Source organism: uncultured Porphyromonas sp. (assembly GCF_934359325.1).
Lineage (GTDB): Bacteria > Bacteroidota > Bacteroidia > Bacteroidales > Porphyromonadaceae > Porphyromonas_A.
The window spans coordinates 1-1,725 of the sequence record NZ_CAKRLH010000272.1 but is presented as its reverse complement, the minus strand read 5'-3'; the positions used below and the strand labels follow the sequence as shown (position 1 = coordinate 1,725).

Here is a 1,725-nt window from a genome sequence, read left to right as displayed (position 1 = left end):
TACCGGCGTGACCACTCTCTGCCCGCCTGCGACATCTCTGCCCGACCGGCATCATCCTCCATCAGTCGGGAGAGACTCTCGGCATATGCCCTGAGATCAAATGGGGGAACCATCACCCCAAGCCGACCCCCATCGGTGACATCCCTCAGAGCGGCATAGCTGTCAAAGGCGATCAGCACCACACCATACTGAAGCGCCTCGAGGATCACGAGGGGCAATCCCTCGTAGCTGCTCGAGGAGACCAAGATCCCGGCGCGACTGAGGTAGGGCTGCGGGGAGCGTACGCCCTCGAAGTGGATCCTCTCCAGATGGAGTGCCTCCGCCCGTCTCCTCAGGTCACGCTCCACCCGCTCGTTTCCCCCGCCCACGATGTAAAGCGACCAGTCAGGGAAGCGATCCTGTATCATCCCCCACACATCGAGCAGGCGGTCGGTTCGCTTCTGACCGTAGTCGAAGCGTCCCACATAGAGAAGCATTTTCTCCTTAGACAGATGTGCCGGTATGTCGGTCGGGTCGTAGGTATTGGGATTGGAGATACTGATCAGCTTGCCCTCCGAAGCGTCACCTACCAGGTCTCTGAAGATGGGCACATACGAGGGCGAGAGAAGCACGATCGCATCGCCGACTTTCGAGATGAGCCGCCACTGTCGCAGAGCCTTGTGGCGGCGGAAGAGGTACTCCGCCCAATGGAGGAAAGGAGGTGTCCGGCGCTTAAACTTGTACATCGTCGGATCGGTGTGGATCTCAAAGACAAGCCTTGCCCCCAGTCGGTCAGCCACCTCGGCGAGAAGCAGTGCCAGCCGACGACGGTAGGCATTGTGGCAGACGATCACCTCGACGCCGTGGGCTCCGAAGTACTCCACCAAGGCATCAAAGTTAGCCTTGGAGCGAATACGCCGCTTATCCCGCAGGAGGAGGTTCTCAAATCCCTCTACCGAGGGATAGCCCTCCTCCACAGCTGCCAGGCAGACGTGGTGTCCCCGAGCCGTAAGGGCGCCGGCAACGCGGGCACCGACCGCCTCGATCCCGCCCATGACCGTATTGAAGGTCCACCAATTGACAAACGCTATATTCAAAACTCTCTACTCTGACTTTTGGGGCAAGTTACTCATAATTACCGAGAGGGCATACTCAGATGGCAGCCACAGACTAACACCGATAATGACTCCAATATCGGCAACAGAAGTAGCCGCTCCCTTTACTCTGTCGACCAAAAGGTTAGAACAAACCCGGATGATACATGATTCAGTAGCCATTGGTCCTATGGACCATTGTGCTCAGCACTAATTCATCCATCCAGTGGTGGTGACGCATTAGGGCTAAAATGCGTTAGCTCTGAACTGACCTGTAATTTCCGATACCGATAGAGAGATAACCCTTACCTTTGCGGAGAAGTATCAGCTCAGCCATTTGTAAAGCCACCGGTGATATGAAGATAATAGACTATGTCAAGAGACTGAATCATCGTCGGCTGTCCCGCCGACAGCCACGGAAGCATCAGAGGGCTGCCGCCGTCTGGTACGGACTGATAGACGATTACTACGGGGGGAAGGCTAAGCACTACGAGGTGATGCCGAAGCACCCGGAGCTGGTGGGGGAGAAGATCATCTGGCAGTACTGGGCACAGGGTTTCGACGAGAGTAAGCTCCCGGAGATGATCCGCCTCTGCTACGCCTCGGTAGAGCAGCACAGGGGAGACTACCGGGTGATCCGTCTCTCGGATGA

2 protein-coding genes are annotated in these 1,725 nt (G+C 56.8%); one reads left to right on the top strand and one right to left on the bottom strand.

Translation table 11 applies throughout. The features are described 5' to 3' along the window. Positions 1 to 1,076: glycosyltransferase (locus Q0F21_RS07730; protein WP_297238822.1), on the bottom strand; the 1,076-nt coding region annotated here is incomplete at its 3' end. A gap of 353 nt (positions 1,077 to 1,429) precedes the next feature. Between Q0F21_RS07730 and Q0F21_RS07725 the strand changes: the two genes are divergently transcribed. Beyond that, positions 1,430 to 1,725: capsular polysaccharide synthesis protein (locus Q0F21_RS07725; protein ID WP_297238820.1), on the top strand; the 296-nt coding region annotated here is incomplete at its 3' end.